The sequence below is a fragment of the Pseudalkalibacillus hwajinpoensis genome (genome assembly GCF_015234585.1).
Classification (GTDB): Bacteria; Bacillota; Bacilli; order Bacillales; family Guptibacillaceae; genus Guptibacillus; species Guptibacillus hwajinpoensis_B.
In genome coordinates this window covers 1,394,756-1,412,211 of record NZ_JADFCM010000001.1, presented here as the reverse complement: position 1 = coordinate 1,412,211, position 17,456 = coordinate 1,394,756, and the positions used below count along the sequence as shown (strand labels likewise).

The window sequence follows — 17,456 nt, the reverse complement described above, 5'->3', positions numbered from 1 at the left end:
ATAAGAGCGCACAGAATTTTGAACAAAAAAAGAACAGGTAAAGTACCTGCTCTTCTTGAACGATCATACAAAATAAAATAAATAAACAATGCCCGCAATAAAGAATATCCCTGATACAACCATAAGAACTTTCCATAAAGTCTCCATATGTGCTCCCCTTACGAAATTCCTGCCCCTATAACAAAGGACAAACCAATCGAAATAACCATAGAAATGAATCCTACCGCTCGATTGTCTGCTGTAATTTCTTTATCAATCCTAAATTTAGGTGTTAAAAACTCAAAGGTGAAGTAACCAATTAATAGAAGGACAAATCCAAAGACCCCCCACCCCATCATGGTCACAAGTGAATCATTATGCTCAATTGAAAAACGAAAGATATTCGCAATACCAAATATTTTACCTCCAGTAGCCATCGCTACTGCGAGGTTACCTTTTTGGATTTCTTCCCAGTTACGATAGGACGTTACAAATTCAAATACTGAAAGAAACACAATCATACAAACAATCACTACGCTATAATTCGCTGCAGTTTGAAATGCGACACTCTCCCATAATTGATCCATTGTGTAAATTCCTTTCTCTACTTCAATTCAACGACAGTTACACCACCGCCGCCTTCATTCATTCCACCCATGCGAAGATTTTTCACTCGGGAATGACGTTTCAACCATTCATGGACACCTTTTCTAAGTGCACCCGTTCCTTTACCATGAATGATTGAGACCTGGTTATACCCAGCAAGTAAGGCATCGTCGATATAGCGCTCAACTTCCATTTGAGCATCTTCATACCTTTTACCTCGCAAATCAAGTTCAGTTTTCACTCGACTATCACTTCCACGAACTGTCACAAACGGCTTTCGCTCAACGACCGGTTTTGATTTAATCGCTTCCAGGTCATTTGCCTTAACATTCATTTTCATTATCCCAAGTTGAACCTGGTATTCGTTCTTCCCGACTTGCTCAACAATGTGCCCCTTTTGGTTAAAGCTAATCACCTTCACTTCATCACCTGGTTGATATGATTTAGTTTGGGCTTTTTTAGGCTTTGGTTTTGAAGATTTCAATTCGGGTTTCGCATCTTCAAGCTGCTTTTGAGCATCAATCAATTGGTGTTCTTTAACAGATCCATTTTGGAATGTACGCAGTTCCTGAATGATTTTCTTGGCTTGTTCTTGTGCTTTTTCTACTTCTTCAGCAGCTTTCTGTTCCGCTTCCTCAAAAAGTCGCTCTCGCTGTTTTTCAAATTTCTCAAGCTGCTTTTCCAAGTCATTCTTAAGTGACTCTGCTTCTTTTCTAAGTTCAGACGCTCCTTCTCGATCTAATTCGGCTTGCTTCTGGCTATCTTCAAGCGATGAAATCATCCGATCAACTTTGTTACTTTCGCTTGATATTTGAGATCGTGCATCCTCAATAATATCATCCATCAGCCCGAGGCGTCTTGAAATCTCAAATGCATTACTGCGGCCTGGCACTCCAATTAATAGGCGATACGTGGGGCGTAGTGTCTCAACATCAAATTCTACACTGGCATTCATCACGCCTTCTCGATTATATGCATAGGCTTTTAATTCACTGTAATGTGTCGTCGCAATAACTCTTGATCCACGTTTATATACATAATCAAGTATGGATATGGCAAGTGCAGCACCTTCCTGAGGATCGGTCCCAGCGCCAAGCTCATCAAAAAGAACAAGACTATTGTGGTCAATGTTCTTGAGAATATGAACGATATTCGTCATATGCGAAGAAAAAGTACTTAAGCTTTGCTCGATAGACTGCTCGTCCCCGATGTCTGCAAAGATATTTTGAAAGACAGCCATAGTAGATCCTTCATCAGCTGGTATATGAAGTCCAGATTGAGCCATTAGCGTAAGAAGTCCTGCCGTTTTTAATGTAACTGTTTTCCCGCCTGTGTTTGGTCCAGTAATAACTAGTGATGAATAGTCTTTTCCGAGAAATAGGGAAGAAGGGACTACCTCATCTTGAGGTAGAAGGGGATGTCTTCCCTGTCTTATTTCTAGTTCCCCCTCATCATTCATGGAAGGATTTGTTGCTTTCAATTCGTTAGCATATAGGGCACGCGCAAAAATAAAATCAATATCCGCAAGTACATCAACATTATGTCTAAGCGTTTCAGAAGCTTCCGCAACATGTCCAGTCAATTCTGTTAGGATCCGCTCAATCTCAAGTTTTTCCTTAACTTTTACTTCTTTTAGCTGGTTGTTAATTGATACGACCGATTGTGGTTCAATAAACAACGTCGCACCAGAAGAGGATTGGTCGTGGACCATTCCACCAAATGAACCTCTATATTCCTGCTTAACGGGGATAACGTACCGTTCATTCCGAATGGTAATGAGCGCATCTGAAAGCATTTTCCTTGTGCTTGAAGATCGAATGAGACTTTCTAATTTCTCACGAACGCGAGATTCAAAGCTACGAAGCTGGGTTCTAAGTCGACGAAGTGCATCACTTGCAGAATCAAGCAAATCCCCGTCCTCATCTATGCAGGCGTTAATCTCATTCTCCAGCTCATTTTCAGGCATAATTTGACTAACTAAATCTCCGAGAAGAGGAAGCTCTACACCATCTTCAATCATATTATCAAGAAATGTTTTAAATCGACGACCGCCGTAGATTGTACTCGAGATGTCGAGTAATTCAGATGGGTTTAGCATCCCTCCAATCTCTGCTCGCTTCACGCTTTGTCTAATATCTCGAATGCCACCAAGCGGAGCTTGACCACGAAGACGGATCACTTTTCTTCCTTCTTCTGTTCCTGCTAACTGATGGTTAACATCTACTAAAGAATACAAAGGGGTTAACTGTTCTACTTTTTGTTTTCCTAATGAGGATGAAACGTGTTTTCCTAATCGTTCTTTCACTTTATTATATTCGAGTAGCCGTAACACTCTTTTTTGCAATGGTCGTTCCTCCTAATAAAACGGGATTTGTTTATGAGTGACGGTTAAAGAATGCTTCAAGATCTTTAGCCGTAAATGTGTTTAAGACAGTCTCTTTTCGCAGCCAGCCTCTTCTCCCAGCTGCTACGCCGATTTCCATATGCTCAAGCATGTCCATATGGTGAGCATCTGTATTAATCATTATTTTAACATGATTTTCTTGTGCTTTTTGAAGCCATTCCGCTGCAAGATCTAATCGGTTTGGATTTGCATTTAATTCAAGAGCCGTATCCGTTTCTTTCGCAAGCTTTATTAACTTATCATGGCTTAAAGCATACCCTTTCCTTTTTCCAAGTAACCTTCCTGATGGATGAGCAATGAGGTCAACATGGTGACTCCGAAGTGCTGTTTCAAGACGTGCCATTATCGTATCCTCATCTTGGGAAAAGGATGAATGAATCGAAGCAATAACAAAATCCATTTCCGACAGCATCTTATCGTCATAATCAAGTGTTCCATCAGGTAAAATATCCATTTCTACCCCTGCAAATATTCTAAAATCATTCCATTTTTGATTGAGACGATCAATCTCTTCTCTTTGCTCTCGTAGCCTTTCTGGTGTCAAGCCATTCGCCACTTTAAGGTACTGAGAGTGATCTGTTATCGCGATATACGAATATCCTTTTGCTCTTGCTCGTTCGGCCATTTCTTCAATCGTATAAGCACCATCACTCCAGGTGGAGTGCATATGTAGATCTCCTTTTATATCGTTCAACTGGACTAATTCAATCTCATCTTTCTCAGCTTCTTCAATTTCACCTTTATCTTCGCGAATTTCTGGCGGAATATAGGCTAAACCAAAATGCTGGTAGAAATCCTTTTCATCTTCAAATGTGAGAACTTCCCCCGTTTCTAAAGACTCTACACCGTACTCACTAATTTTTTCGCCTTTCTTTTTTGCGATTTGCCTCATTTTCACATTATGAGCCTGTGAGCCAGTAAAATGATGGAGTGTAGAAGCAAATTCTTCAGGCATTACAATTCTAAAATCTACTGAAACGCCATATTCATCGTCAAGTTCAAGTGTAATCTTCGTCTCTCCCTTTACGACTACTTTAGAAACACCTTCTAATTCAAGTAAGCTCGCTGACACATCAGCAGCAGCAGTTGTCGCTATAATAAAATCAAGGTCTTTGATCGTTTCCCTTACCCTTCGCAAGCTCCCCGCTCTTGCAAATTTGTCAATGCTCTGGATTTCTTTTAATTGGCTTTCAATGTTTTCAGCAAGTGGTAGCATGTAGGCAATGGATAAGCGTTCAGGTCTTTTACCTGCTTCCTCAATCGCTTCAAGAATTTTATCCTCACTCTTCTTCCCAAAACCAGGGAGTTCTTGAATCTGATGAGCTTCACAAGCTTTTTGTAATGTCGCCATATCAATAACATCAAGTTCCTTGTATAGCTTAGCAAGCTTTTTACCACCAAGTCCCGGTAATTTAAGTAACGGCACAAGACCAGATGGGACTTCCTTCTTTAATGATTCAAGCGTTTCTGATTCTCCTTTTTCGAGGATTTCATTTATTACCGCTGCCGTCCCTTTTCCGATGCCATTTAGCTCAGCAGGATCTTCAATTTGCTCCATACTCCGATCATCTGTTTCGAGTGCTCGGGCAGCTTTACGAAAAGCGGATATTTTAAAAGGGTTTTCCCCTTTCAACTCCATATAAACTGCTATCTCTTCAAGGAAATGAATAACCTGTTTTTTATTCATCTTTTTCTCACCCTTCTTCATAAGATCATTACTACTATCCTATCCATATTCAAACCCAAATCCAATTAATTTATCTTAAAAAAAGCGGGAGCGCTCGATTAGATCCGACAAGCGCTACCAATTTAACCAATCGTACTTATGCTAATACAAATAAATAACCCTTCTAATTGAAGGGTTATGCTACGTGTGTACTCCAGAGGTCTTTAATTTGTTCTGTCAACACAGGGGTATGCTTGACGATGCTTTCCGCAAGAAACGAATTTGATATGGCTGTTTGAACGGTTTCATTTGGAAGAAGCGCTGCAATAAATAGAAATAAAAACACGATAATGTATACTTCTACAAATCCAAGCACTCCGCCAAGCCATCCATTTACAGTTCTCAATATAGGTAAATCTGCAAGAAAGTCGAGCATAGAACCAACTATTTGCATAATAATTTTGGTACCAAAGAACAATAGCGCAAACGCAATTCCACTATAGTATGTGGCCTCTAAGTTTATAGCGTCAAACACCATTGCCGTTGAAGATGCCTCGTTGCCGAAGGACGGGTATGGAATCCATAGCTTCAAATGTGGAGAGAGATCCTTAAAATACATATACGCAACAACAAATGAAACGATAAATCCTGCTAAATGAACGACTTGAAGGATCAAGCCTCTTCGAAGTCCAATTAGGAACCCTCCAACTAGTATAATAAAAAGAATTAGATCAACCATCTTACGTTATTCCTCTTCTCTCAGTTTTTTCTTTAACTCTTCAAGTTCTTTCTTAATCATCACATAATCATTTACAATATTAACTGCTGTTAGCACAGCAAGTCGCTTCGTATCTAAATAGGTATTCATTCCTTTAATCTCATTCATCTTCTCATCCACTAAAGTTGAGACTTCACGAATATGTTGATGACTTTTATCACCGATTATTGTATATTGTTCACCATAGATTTCCACGGTTGTACGTATTTTTCCATGACTGTCTGTCACCCCATAAGCCTCCTATCAAGAGAGAGAATCCTGTTTTACATCATAGCATGAAAAGTGGTATTTTTGAAACACAGCGCTCCTGAACCATTCTTGTTCATCTTCAGATTCTGCTATAATAGGATGCAAGCCTAGTTCACAAAAGGAGTTTTGTTATGTCACAGGTTGTTTTAACTGTATCACCTTCCATTATGAATGAAATTAAAAAGAAATACAACAGCCACTTAAGCGATAAACAGCCACCGGGGAGCGTTTTTGTAGCGAAAACTTCTGCCTGTACTATTACAGGCTATAAATCTGGAAAAATAATGTTCCAGGGCGCAGGGGCAGAAGGAGAAGCAAGACCATGGCAATCTAGCGGAACAGCGAGTTCTAAAAAGGCAACGAATTCGAAAAAGAAAACAGTGGGCGATCATCAATACTCTCCACCTGGTAATATCTCAACTCTTTCCGCCATCGGAAGTGATGAAGTTGGGACAGGAGATTTCTTTGGTCCAATGACAGTTGTTGCTGCATATGTCGACCAGAAGCAAATTCCACTCTTAAAGGAACTCGGTGTAAGAGATTCTAAAGGAATGAAGGATCCAGAAATTATTGAAATAGCTAGAAATTTGATTAAAACCATTCCTTATAGCCTGCTTATCCTACCAAATGAAAAATACAATACTATGCAGAAAAAGGGAACGAATCAGGGGAAAATGAAGGCTCTACTACATAATCAGGCCATCCAGAATGTGATGCGCAAAGTCCAGGGATATGATGCCATACTCATTGATCAATTCGCTAAACCTGAAGTTTATTTCAACTACCTAAAAGGTCAATCAACAATCGTAAAAGAAAATGTATATTTCGCAACTAAAGCCGAAGAAATTCACCTGGCTGTAGCAGCAGCATCCATTATTGCGAGGTACTCTTTTGTAATGGAAATGGATCGACTTGGAAAAGAATATAATGTAAAGCTTCCTAAAGGGGCTGGACCTGCTGTAGACATAGCAGCTGCAAAGCTTATTCAAAAACATGGAGATCAGATTCTTGGGAATTTAGCTAAGCTACATTTTGCTAATAGCTTAAAAGCTCAAAAAATAGCTGATCAATCACGTCGTTAAAGGAACTCTACGAAAAAAGCTGACTCGAGTGAGTCAGCTTTTTTGATGTTCATTTTATTAATAAAGGTGAGAAGCTTCTAATTGATCTTCTGCTTTCAGCATGACGGAAGTGAAATAGTTAAAGAACATGTCACGATCCACGTCATCTACTACAATCACTTCACGACCTGTTTCATCAAGAACGGTTCTCCCTTGACTTACTCCATCTACTTCAACACGACATTTTACTTTTCTTGAATGGATAAAGGATTTTGGTGTCACAGAAACTGTAGTCAGAACATCCCATAAATAGTAAGTCGAATTGGTCTCAACGTGTACAAGTGGAGGACACATGGCGTAGCATTGTCCAATAAAGTCTACACCAATTTCCTTTCGTTTAGCTGCCCACATGTTTCTTACATCATTGGTTAACGGGACTTGATTCGTGCTTTCAAGTGCGACCATTTCGATCTTAATAGAAGTTTTGAAAACAGTAGATACTGCTTCGGGATCCCAAAAAGCATTCCATTCTGCTGTACCATCATGTTCTGGTTCTTCCACATTTCCTACTTCTAGGAAAGTGCCACCCATCCATACTAACTTTTCAATACTCTGTTCAATATGTGGAGCTGTTTCTAACGCTCTAGCAAGATCTGTTAATGGTCCAGTAAAAAGAAGAGTTAGCGGTTCAGAGCTTCGTTCAAGAGTATCAATCAGATGCAAATGAGCAGGTAGTTCTGACATAGGTGTATTCACTTTATTTGATTCATTTAGAATAGGTATAGCATCGACATAAAAAGCATGCATGCGCCAGTCTTTAGGGAATGGATTAATCCCTCTTGAATTAGAAGCTGCAACATTTAATCCAGTGGCTTTTCCAAATCGATCTATTATTTTTCTGCTTGCAGAAACAGCTGGTTCTAGATAACAATCTGCCGGAATAACCGATACGCCAGCAAGCTCGATCTCTTCCATGTTTAATAATAGAAACAGTGATGCTAAATCATCAACGCCACCATCATGATTGAAATATACCTTCTTTTTTTCCATCCTATATCCCCCTGCTGGATAACTCGCATGTCGCTAACCATCGTTTCCTGAAAGTGAACCTTTTCTATTTATAGCGTTGAGGTACGTTTAAGGTCTTCTCAACTTTTTATTCACTCATAGTCCTGTCATTTCAGGTAACAGGGTAGAAACGTTCAGGCCAATTCCCGACATATATGAGCTTCCATTATTCTAATCACTTTGTACTCTATCAGAGCGTGAATAAGGAAGCAATAAGCAAAAAAATGTCGTACGTTTACATTTTTCATTCGAATATTCCAAACATTCCTACTTTCTTAATAGGTCTTGCTACCTATTCTATCTTCTGCTAGATTGATGAATACAACTTCACATTTATCTCTATATAATTTTGGAAATAGGGTCCAAAGAGTTTCTACCCGGCAACCGAGAATTGCTGGACTATAGGGAAGGCATGGCATCGTCACTTAGACAGGCATATTCTGTTTATTTGTGTGCCACTTTTCTTCCTGTAAACTCGGACTTTTTTCTACAAAGTACGGGTTTTTTTGTATTCATCCGATTTAGATTTGTGAAGAAACAACTAGTTTTCAGGGGGAATTGACATCATGAATATTTTCACAGGACTACTCTCGATTATTGGCGTACTTGCTATCGCCTGGTTAATGAGCAACAAGAAAAAATCAGTCAAATGGAGAACGATCGGGGTTGGCGTTTTAATTGAAGGGCTATTTGTTTTATTTGTTCTAAAAGTAAATGCAGGAAAGGTTATGCTCGAAAAAGCTTCTGCAGCTGTACAAAACGTTATTAACTATAGTAACGAAGGCATTCAATTCGTATTTGGCGGCCTCTATGAAGAAACAGGCTTAACATTTGTATTTGCTATAAATGTTTTAGCTGTCATCATCTTCATTTCTGCTCTTGTCTCAGCACTTTATTACATGCGCATTATCCCACTTATCGTTCAAGTGATTGGCATTACGATTGGTAAGCTAATGGGAACGACGAAAGTTGAAACATTTAACGCTGTCGGAAACTCCTTTTTAGGTCTAGCCGAAGCGCCTTTACTCGTAAAACCATATTTGAAATTGCTCACCAGATCTGAGATATTTGCCATCATGGTAGGAGGTACTGCTTCTGCTAGTGGAGCCATCCTCGTCGGTTATTCACTTATGGGTATTGAACTTAAATATTTATTGATATCTGTCTTTAGCGTTCCTTTCGTTTCACTTGTTATTGCAAAAGTGATGGAACCAGAAACTGAAGTTTCACAAACTAATGATAAAGTAAAAATGAAAAAAACGGATCATGCCAATATTTTTGAGGCAATCGCCGACGGAACAGTCAGCGGTGTGATGCTTGCGTTAAATATTGGAGGTCTTTTGATAGCATTCATCAGTATTCTAGCAGTTGTAAACGGCATGTTAGGTTTCGTCGGAACTGACCTGAGCTCAATTCTAGGATATATCTTCTATCCATTTGCCCTATTAGTAGGTATTCCAACGGATGAAGCATTTCGAGCAGCATCCATCATTGGTACGAAAATGTCAATTAATGAATTTGTGGCTTTCCAAAACTTAACCGCCATTCAAGCACAGCTTTCTGACAAAACCGTTGCCATTCTTTCTGTCGCACTATGTAACTTTGCTAACTTCTCATCCATCGGGCAGCTTATTATTGGACTAGGGTCACTCGAGCCCACTAAACGTTCTCAAGTTTCTAAATTAGGATTAAAGGCCATTATCGGTGGTACACTAGCCTCCTTTATTACGGCTATATTTGTAGGAATGTTTATGTAAAAAATAGTATAAATAAAAATCCTCCCTATACACGTAGGGAGGATTTTCTGTAGTTATCGACGAAGGGCAGCTCCAAATTGTTCTTCTACTGCTGTAAGAACACGGTCATGTGCCTTCTTCACTTCTTCTTCTGTTAAAGTTTGTTCTGGATTGTAATATCTAAGAGAAAAGGCTAGTGACTTTTGACCTTCATCAAGATGTTCACCCTGGTAAACATCAAATAGTTGAATGTCCACAAGCTTAGATCCACCAGCTTCTTTAATGACTTTCTTCACTTCTCCAGCTTCAAGCGACTCACTGACAACAAGAGCCACATCTCTAGTAACAGACGGGAATCGTGGAAGCTTTTTGTATTGAAGGTGAGCAACTTCTGCATTCAGTAACTTCTCCAGATTGATTTCAAAAACGTATGTTTCACTCAAATCAAGATCTTTCTCAACTTCTGGATGAAGTTGACCGATATATCCGATGAGCTCATCATCGAGATAAACCGATGCTGTACGACCTGGGTGAAGCTTTGGCTCTTCTGCACGAGCGAACGAAAGACGATCCTCTAAACCAAATTCAACCGCTATTTCTTCGAGGATTCCTTTTACAACAAAGAAATCAGCGACTTTCTTTTCTTTTTGCCATAGGTGCTCTTGCCATAATCCTGACACTACGCCAGCAAGGTGTTCCTGTTCTACCGGAAGCTCATCACCTGGTAAGAACACAGAAGCCGTTTCATAGAAAGCAACATTATCTAGCTGACGGTTGCGGTTATACTGCGCTACCTCTAGAAGATGCGGAATCAGGCTCGTTCTAAGTTCACTTCTTTCTTCACTCATTGGCATCGCAAGACGAACAGCTTCGGCTGATTCATCAGAGAAGAAAAGACGTTTAGAAGGCGACGTAAGAGAATACGTTACTGTTTGGAAAAGACCTGCGCCTTCAAGCGTACGGCGAACATGGCGACGCTTCACTTGATATTCTGAAAGCTGTCCTGGTGTACTTTCTGTAAGAGGTAGCGTTGCAGGAACATTATCATATCCGTAGAGGCGTCCTACTTCTTCAATTAAATCTTCAGAAATCGTTATATCCGGGCGGCGCGGCGGTACCTGAACGGTAAATGTGCCACCAAAGTTCTGATAAGAGAATTGCAGACGCTCAAAAATAGCAGCAACTTCTGTTTCAGAAATTTCTGTTCCAAGAACTTGATTAATTCGATTCACTTCAATACTAACGTCAAGAGCTTCGATGGTTCGAGCTCCCTGTTCAGCAATACCTTTTAACACTGTTCCACCGGCAATTTCTTGAATGAGCTGAGCAGCGCGTTCGCTTGCACCAACAACGCGGTTTCGATCAATTCCTTTTTCAAAACGCGCACTTGAGTCACTACGTAACCCTAGATCTTTCGATGCTTTCCGAACAAGCTTGCTGTTAAAGTAAGCTGCTTCAAGCAAAATCGTTGTTGTGTCTTCTTGTACTTCAGAATCAGCACCACCCATAACACCAGCCACGGCAACGGGTTTTGAACCATTCGTGATGACAAGATGCTCATTCGAAAGCGTGCGTTCAGCATCATCGAGAGTGACAATTTTTTCTCCTTCAGTTGCGCGACGTATCACGACTTCCTTCGATCCAAATCGATTATAATCAAAAGCATGAAGCGGCTGTCCGTATTCCAAAAGAACATAGTTCGTAATATCGACTACGTTGTTAATTGGACGAATACCAGCAGAAACGAGGCGATTTACAAGCCACTGCGGTGATGATTTGATCGTTACGTCTTTAATAATGGAAGCTCCATAATAAGGATTATCTTCTTCATTCTCTACACGAACTGACACATACTCTTCAACGTCTTCATCCGAGCGAACAAGCTCTGGAGACGGAAGCTCAATTGAGCGATTCAATACTGCCCCAACTTCATAAGCGACGCCGATCATGTTCATCGCATCAGCTCTGTTTGGAGTAAGACCTAGCTCAAGAACTTCATCATTTAGATTCAAGTATTCAAGCGCATCTTCACCAGGTGTCACGTCTTCACTAAATACAAAGATTCCGTCTGCATACTCTTTCGATACAAGTTTACTTTCAATTCCAAGCTCCTGAAGTGAGCAGATCATACCATGAGAAGCTTCACCGCGAAGTTTTGCTTTCTTAATCTTAAAATTGCCTGGAAGTACAGCCCCAACTTTTGCTACAGCTACGTACTGTCCTTGAGCAATATTTGGTGCTCCACAAATAATTTGGACCGGCTCTTCTTCACCAACATTCACCTGACAAATATTCAACTTATCAGCATCAGGGTGTTGCTGACATTCAAGAACGTGACCAATAACCACGCCGGTAATTCCTTTATTAAGCTTTTCGACTGTTTCAACCTCAATACCACCCTTAGTAATCAGGTCTGCTAGTTCATCAGCTGAGTAACTATCTAAATCTACATACTGCTGTAGCCAATTCATTGATACGAGCATGTTTTCTCCTCCTAACTTCCAATCATATTATAGTGAATTAAATTGTTTAATAAATCTGCTGTCATTCGTGTAGAAATGACGTATGTCATCAATACCATATTTCAGCATAGCGATCCGTTCTGGTCCCATACCAAATGCAAACCCAGTGACTTTCTCAGGATCGAAGCCGGACATGCGAAGTACATTCGGATGTACCATACCGCCTCCAAGAATTTCTATCCATCCGGTTCCTTTACATACAGAGCAGCCATTCCCGCCACAATTAAAGCAAGAAATATCCATCTCCACAGAAGGCTCAGTAAATGGGAAGAAGCTTGGGCGAAGACGGATTTCACGTTCTTCTCCAAACATTTTCTTCGCAAATGATTGGAGCACCCCTTTTAGATCACTCATGCGAACATTCTCACCAACCATTAGTCCTTCAATTTGCATAAACTGATGGGAGTGTGTTGCATCATCTGTATCACGGCGATAAACTTTACCGGGCACGATGATTTTAACAGGACCTTCTCCATTTAACTTCTCCATCGTTCTAGCTTGCATTGGAGAGGTATGCGTTCTTAATAGCGTTTCTTCAGTTATATAGAATGAATCCTGCATATCTCGAGCCGGATGATCCTTAGGAAGATTTAACGCTTCGAAATTATAATAATCGGTTTCAACTTCTGGTCCTTCCGCAATCGAGAATCCCATACCAAGAAATAGGTCTTCAATTTCTTCGATTACCCTCGTTAGTGGGTGATGATTTCCTCTCTTAATTGGCCGACCCGGCAGAGAAATATCGATCGTTTCTTTCTTTAATCGTTCTTCTACGGCTGCTTTTTCTAAGCGAGTCACTTTCTCCTCTAATTGATCCGAAATCGCTGAGCGAATTTCATTAACGAGCTGCCCCATTTTCGGACGTTCTTCTTTAGACAATTTCCCCATACCTTTAGAAATTTCTGTAATTGGACCTTTTTTTCCAAGGTATTTCACTTTGATATCCTGCACTTCTTTCATTGAAGAAGCTTGCTGAATTTCTGATAGTGCTTCTTCTTTCAACGTTTGTAAACGCTCTTGCATCTTTTCAACCTCCACTTCATTTTCGTGTTTGCTTCTTTTTGCAATAAAAAAATCCTCGCTCCCCAGAAAGGGGCGAAGATTTGATTTCGCGGTACCACCCTAATTCACCGATAGAGTACACCTATCAGCCTTAAGCAAAGAATAACGGCTTGTAAACCGATCCGCTTTCGAACGAACAAAGCGGCAACTCCAGAGCGAATTCGGCAGCGTCCCAATAGAAATGCTTTCAGTCTCGGCATTTCCTCCCTGCAAAGGCAGCGGCAGCTTACTACTCTCCATCATTGTTTTTAACATATATAAGTTGCTTTTAATTATAGAAAAAAATCGCTATATCCGCAAGCCTTATTATGAAGGTAACAATCCATACATCAGAATTCCTGCTGCAACGGCGACATTTAACGACTCTGCTTTACCATATATCGGAATATATACGTTCACGTCTGCTAAACGTTGAAGCTCGTCTGATACACCGTTTGCTTCGTTTCCAAGAATGACAGCAAACTGAGATGATGAATCAAGCTCTTGATATGGCGTTCCTCCACTCACTTCTGTTGCGTATATCAGCATGCCAGCTTCTTTTAATTTCTGAACTTCTGTCACTAAGTCCCCTTTTATTACAGGAAGATGAAAAATAGATCCCTGGGTGGATCGAAGCACCTTACTGTTATAAGCATCAACGGTTCCATGTCCAAGTAGAAGGCCGTCGTATCCAGCACTATCTGCAGTTCGAATAATCGTTCCCAAATTACCGGGATCCTGAATGGCGTCCAGTAATAATAGTTTGCCATGACGAGGTAGTTCAGGCTCAACCATTTTACAAACGGCCATAATCCCCTGTGGTGTTTCTGTATCCGTTAGTTCTTGCATCACTTTCTCCGTAACAGTATAGACAACAGGAAGCTCTTTAAACGGATAAGCAGATAAGTCAGTGCCTTCTGTCACAATCAATTCTGTGATTGAAGCTTCAGCCTTCGCAGCTTCTTCTACAATATGTGGACCTTCAATGATATAAGAGAAAGCTTTCTCTCTACCCTTTCGCGTCTGAAGTTTTTTCCAATCTTTCACTTTTTGATTTTTAGCGGATTCTATAATCATTATGCTCTCCTTCAGTTTTCAATGTTTCCATTATAAAGGGTTGAAAGGGAAGATTCCAATAAAACTCATGAAATTTCTTCAATTCGCTCATACTAATGAGGCTTGAACCAACAAGCGAATGAGAAAGGTGAGGTGGAAAGTATGGACCTTAACTTACGCAAAGCGATTCTCGCTAATATTAATGGCAACAACGAGGAGCAACTCGAAGCGACAATCCTCGACGCCATGCAAAGCGGAGAAGAGAAAATGCTCCCTGGGCTTGGTGTTCTTTTCGAAATTCTTTGGAAAGAAGCACCAGAAAATGAGCGAGAGCAAATGCTCTCTTATATGGCACAGGGTGTAAATTAACAAGCAAAATCCGGTGGCAAGAGCCACCGGATTTTGTGTTCTAGTTAAAGATAATTTCTTTCACAGTATCAGCATCAAGCTTTTTAATCACTTCAACAATCAAATTAACTGCATTCTCAAAATCGTCACGATGAAGAATCGCTGCGTGAGTATGAATATAGCGTGTGGCAATTGTGATGGAAAGTGCAGGTACTCCATTTGCTGTTAAATGAATTTTACCTGAATCTGTCCCACCGCCTGCAATAGAGTCAAACTGATAAGGAATATTGTTCTCATCAGCTGTATCTGTTACAAAGTCACGAAGACCTTTGTGACCGACCATTGAAGCATCATACATAATAATTTGAGGACCTTTCCCCATTTTGGATTGAGCGTCCTTATCACTTACTCCAGGAGTATCACCAGCGATACCAACGTCAACCGCAATGCCGATATCAGGCTTAATCATGTTTGTAGCCGTAGTCGCTCCGCGAAGACCTACTTCCTCTTGTACCGTACCAACGCCGTAGACAGTATTAGGATGCTCTTCTCCTTTTAGCTTACGAAGTACTTCGATCGCAATAGCACAGCCAATACGGTTATCCCATGCTTTCGCCATAAGCATTTTTTCGTTATTCATAACAGTAAATTCACAAACTGGAACAACAGAATCTCCCGGCTTAACGCCCCATTCCATAGCCTCTTCTCGGCTTGAAGCACCAATATCAATGAACATATCCTTCTTGTCGACCGATTTCTTACGCTGTTCAGGAGGAAGAATATGTGGTGGTTTAGAACCGATGACGCCCATAATGTTACCATTACGAGTCATGACGTTAACACGCTGTGCAAGCATAACCTGCTCCCACCAGCCGCCAACTGTTTGGAAATAAAGAAAGCCTTTATCATCAATACGCGTTACCATAAAGCCAATCTCATCGAGATGACCTGCAACCATAATTTTTGGGCCTTCTGCTTTACCTTTTTTAACCGCAATTAAGCTGCCAAGATTATCATACATGATTTCATCTGAAAGAGATTCAATGTGCTTCTTCATCACTTCACGAGGTTCACGTTCGTTACCTGGTACGCCATTCGCATCAGTGAGTTCTTTCAGCATCTGCAACGTTTCGTCTAGCTTAGCCATATGTATTGCCTCCTTGATATGTATTCTCTGTTCATTATAACGGTTTCCGAAATATTTCACAATTCAGAGGACTCTTGAATCTAATATCCCTGATCTTGTCGATTATGATTCACTTTATTTTTTTTCAAATATGCTTCATTCATTTCTTCAAACCGTAGCCCGATAAGTTGTCCAAGTAAAAGATAACTTTCCATTAAATCGTTAAATGCTTCCTTATTTTTTTCACTTGCCACTTGATCAATCGCTTTGTAGACACGATGGAAAGCATGTACTTCAGAGCCAGCGGGATCGCCTTTTGACACTGCTTCATACGTTGTAATGCCCAATTCAATCCCTAATGAGAGAATAAAATGAATACCATCCACATACTCCTCTAGAATCGTTTCTTTAGGGGAAGGAGCTTTTTTACTCCAATATTTAAAACAACGTGTTTCATTCGCTAGTTCTCCAATCTCGACTTTAAGAGCAAGTAGTTTATTCTCGAATAAATCTTCATGCTCCAGATTGTGTTCCTTTACAATCCGAGTATCAAGTTGTCTTTGTAATGTAAATAATTGTTCGAATTTCAATGAACTCTTCCTTTCTTAAATCTTTTCTTTTTATGAAACCTTTCTTTATCATATACGTATAGAGAATAGAAGCATAGTGAAAATGAGGTGCTGACTAATGATTATTATTCTTTTTCGTCTTGTCATTCTCGTAGCCATGGTGTTGATTGCTTATGCTGTCATCCGCTTTTTTATGGATCCAAAACGAAAGCTGGAAAAAGCTCACGATCATAAAGAATACTATTTCTTCGATGACTCGTCCAATGTAAGAAAGAATTTTCTCGTCACCTACAAAGGTGCCTTATTCGAAGGTGAAAAGTATCTTGGCACTACTGAAAATTCGTTCGATATTATTACCCTTTCAGTAGGGGTGAAAAATGCATCAGAACTATATTTGCTTGAGAAAGAAGATTTCTATTTTCTTGAAAAGGAAATGGACATCCGCTATCCTAGTGCAAAAATTGAATGGAAGAGCCCAGTCAAAGAATTTTTACGCCATCGCGAAAATACTTAACAAACAAAACCCCTCCGATCTGGAGGGGTTTTGTTTGTTTACGATCAAAATAAAAGCTTTTTTATCTCACAGGCTGAAAGAAATCCTCCCACTTCATAATCCACTCTCTTCTTCTTAGTAAATAGAAAAGGATGACAAGTCCACACAACATGAGTACGATAACGACCGGATCGAACCTACTAATTGCCGTTCCAAAGAAAGAATATAACAAAGCGAGAGGTACATTTGAAATGAGGGATGACCGCAAATAATCTCTAAAGTCTTTAGACACCTCAATTAAACAAAGGGAAATGAAATGAAAATGAACGAAAGGTACTAATCGAAGGATGGCAATTTGCCCAACTGACATTGGCATATGTTTACGTGTCCATCGTTCTTTCATTCGAATAATCTTCTTAAACAAACCCGGCGTCCGCTTAACAACTAAATAAAAAACCGTACTTACAACAGTAATCCCAATCAATGAGTAAATCGTGCCATATATTGCGCCAAACATCACTCCACCAGCAACACAAACAACACTAACTGGAACAAATACAAACTGACGAATAAAATGAAAAATAATGAAATAGAACGGGGCGTAAATTCCGCTATTAGATACAACCTCCACAAGCGGTAGGACGAGCTCATTCATGATGTTCCCCCCTTCCTTTAACCTTTATGACAAGAGACGAGCTGTTATGTCAAAAAGCGAAGGATCTCGATTAGAATATTATTTGGAAATACGTGGACA

At 40.1% G+C, this 17,456-nt stretch carries 16 protein-coding genes, 2 riboswitches and 1 other annotated feature; of the genes, 4 read left to right on the top strand and 12 right to left on the bottom strand.

Translation table 11 applies throughout. The features are described from left to right. Positions 1–158: 158 nt before the first annotated feature. The 5 genes from IQ283_RS06785 to zapA form a co-directional block, all read right to left on the bottom strand. A complete protein-coding gene (locus IQ283_RS06785) occupies positions 159–566 on the bottom strand; it encodes a DUF350 domain-containing protein (protein ID WP_194219341.1) in 408 nt (135 codons plus the stop codon). Between the two features lie 17 nt (positions 567–583). Beyond that, on the bottom strand, positions 584–2,929 hold the full coding sequence (locus tag IQ283_RS06780; RefSeq protein ID WP_194219340.1) for an endonuclease MutS2: 2,346 nt from the start codon (positions 2,927–2,929) through the stop codon (positions 584–586). A gap of 31 nt (positions 2,930–2,960) precedes the next feature. Further along, complete coding sequence (gene polX / locus IQ283_RS06775; RefSeq protein WP_194219339.1) at positions 2,961–4,676, bottom strand: DNA polymerase/3'-5' exonuclease PolX; 1,716 nt, start codon at positions 4,674–4,676, stop codon at positions 2,961–2,963. A gap of 175 nt (positions 4,677–4,851) precedes the next feature. Then, positions 4,852–5,394 carry a CvpA family protein gene (locus IQ283_RS06770; RefSeq protein WP_194219338.1) on the bottom strand — a complete coding sequence of 181 codons (543 nt, stop codon included), beginning with the start codon at positions 5,392–5,394 and terminating at the stop codon, positions 4,852–4,854. 6 nt (positions 5,395–5,400) lie between these two features. Next, positions 5,401–5,661, bottom strand: coding sequence for a cell division protein ZapA (gene zapA / locus IQ283_RS06765; RefSeq protein WP_194219337.1), 261 nt, complete (start codon positions 5,659–5,661; stop codon positions 5,401–5,403). Positions 5,662–5,813: 152 nt separating this feature from the next. Between zapA and rnhC the strand changes: the two genes are divergently transcribed. Beyond that, positions 5,814–6,764 carry a ribonuclease HIII gene (rnhC, locus tag IQ283_RS06760; protein ID WP_194219336.1) on the top strand — a complete coding sequence of 317 codons (951 nt, stop codon included), beginning with the start codon at positions 5,814–5,816 and terminating at the stop codon, positions 6,762–6,764. Between the two features lie 57 nt (positions 6,765–6,821). On the opposite strand, the gene IQ283_RS06755 is transcribed toward rnhC, so the two are convergent. Beyond that, entirely contained in the window at positions 6,822–7,793 is a 972-nt protein-coding gene (locus tag IQ283_RS06755) for a nucleoside hydrolase (RefSeq protein WP_194219335.1), read from the bottom strand. Positions 7,794–7,890: 97 nt separating this feature from the next. After that, positions 7,891–7,990: riboswitch (purine riboswitch) on the bottom strand. Positions 7,991–8,130: 140 nt separating this feature from the next. Then, positions 8,131–8,233, top strand: a riboswitch (purine riboswitch). 144 nt (positions 8,234–8,377) lie between these two features. Between IQ283_RS06755 and IQ283_RS06750 the strand changes: the two genes are divergently transcribed. Next, on the top strand, positions 8,378–9,568 hold the full coding sequence (locus IQ283_RS06750; RefSeq protein WP_194219334.1) for a NupC/NupG family nucleoside CNT transporter: 1,191 nt from the start codon (positions 8,378–8,380) through the stop codon (positions 9,566–9,568). A gap of 53 nt (positions 9,569–9,621) precedes the next feature. Here IQ283_RS06750 and pheT read toward each other — a convergent pair whose 3' ends face one another. From pheT to IQ283_RS06735, 3 genes are all read right to left on the bottom strand, one after another. After that, the gene (pheT, locus tag IQ283_RS06745) at positions 9,622–12,030 is read right to left on the bottom strand and encodes a phenylalanine--tRNA ligase subunit beta (RefSeq protein ID WP_194219333.1); all 2,409 of its coding nucleotides are present in this window, start codon (positions 12,028–12,030) and stop codon (positions 9,622–9,624) included. Between the two features lie 27 nt (positions 12,031–12,057). After that, positions 12,058–13,092 (bottom strand): phenylalanine--tRNA ligase subunit alpha, encoded by a 1,035-nt coding sequence (gene pheS, locus IQ283_RS06740; RefSeq protein WP_194219332.1) that lies wholly within the window; start codon positions 13,090–13,092, stop codon positions 12,058–12,060. 65 nt (positions 13,093–13,157) lie between these two features. After that, positions 13,158–13,383: a binding site (T-box leader), on the bottom strand. Positions 13,384–13,437: 54 nt separating this feature from the next. Continuing rightward, complete coding sequence (locus IQ283_RS06735) at positions 13,438–14,190, bottom strand: TrmH family RNA methyltransferase (RefSeq protein WP_194219638.1); 753 nt, start codon at positions 14,188–14,190, stop codon at positions 13,438–13,440. 138 nt (positions 14,191–14,328) lie between these two features. On the opposite strand from IQ283_RS06735, the gene sspI reads away from it, so the two are divergent. Beyond that, the gene (gene sspI / locus IQ283_RS06730) at positions 14,329–14,535 is read left to right on the top strand and encodes a small acid-soluble spore protein SspI (RefSeq protein WP_194219331.1); all 207 of its coding nucleotides are present in this window, start codon (positions 14,329–14,331) and stop codon (positions 14,533–14,535) included. Between the two features lie 40 nt (positions 14,536–14,575). On the opposite strand, the gene IQ283_RS06725 is transcribed toward sspI, so the two are convergent. Then, complete coding sequence (locus IQ283_RS06725; protein WP_194219330.1) at positions 14,576–15,661, bottom strand: M42 family metallopeptidase; 1,086 nt, start codon at positions 15,659–15,661, stop codon at positions 14,576–14,578. An 80-nt stretch (positions 15,662–15,741) separates the two neighbouring features. Beyond that, positions 15,742–16,230, bottom strand: a complete 489-nt coding sequence (locus IQ283_RS06720) for a dUTP diphosphatase (RefSeq protein ID WP_194219329.1) — start codon at positions 16,228–16,230, stop codon at positions 15,742–15,744. Positions 16,231–16,327: 97 nt separating this feature from the next. Between IQ283_RS06720 and IQ283_RS06715 the strand changes: the two genes are divergently transcribed. Then, positions 16,328–16,723, top strand: coding sequence for a sigma-w pathway protein ysdB (locus IQ283_RS06715; RefSeq protein WP_194219328.1), 396 nt, complete (start codon positions 16,328–16,330; stop codon positions 16,721–16,723). A gap of 61 nt (positions 16,724–16,784) precedes the next feature. Here IQ283_RS06715 and IQ283_RS06710 read toward each other — a convergent pair whose 3' ends face one another. Next, the gene (locus IQ283_RS06710) at positions 16,785–17,357 is read right to left on the bottom strand and encodes a TVP38/TMEM64 family protein (RefSeq protein ID WP_194219327.1); all 573 of its coding nucleotides are present in this window, start codon (positions 17,355–17,357) and stop codon (positions 16,785–16,787) included. Positions 17,358–17,456: the final 99 nt, after the last annotated feature.